The organism is Achromobacter sp. SIMBA_011 (genome assembly GCF_046535435.1).
Lineage (GTDB): Bacteria > Pseudomonadota > Gammaproteobacteria > Burkholderiales > Burkholderiaceae_B > Achromobacter > Achromobacter dolens.
Genome location: NZ_JAWRWN010000563.1, coordinates 1 through 267, shown reverse-complemented (window position 1 = coordinate 267; position 267 = coordinate 1). Strand labels below are relative to the sequence as shown.

Sequence of the window (267 nt, the reverse complement as noted above, 5' to 3'; positions counted from 1 at the left end):
GTAAATACTCATCTGGGCAGTCACTTACTAAGTTAAAAAAGTGAGATGTGACAAAACGTCTGTTTGCAGCGCCAGTTAGCTGGTCGGTATACGCGTCCTTTTTTTGCGATAAAGTAATTTCAGCAATAGACGCATGACTTTTTTGCCTAAAAAATTCGCCAATAAATGAAAAAACAAACACTAAACCAAAAGATGCCATAAAACGCGATTTTTCTACATCGCCATAATCTACCTGACCGATGTTAGGGCCATACAATAGCCCTAAAC

Annotated in this window: 1 protein-coding gene; it reads right to left on the bottom strand. The window is 38.6% G+C overall.

Translation table 11 applies throughout. The annotated features are described in order from the left end of the window. A partial coding sequence (locus SB816_RS32165; RefSeq protein ID WP_410548265.1) for a hypothetical protein occupies positions 1 to 267 on the bottom strand: 267 nt, incomplete at both ends.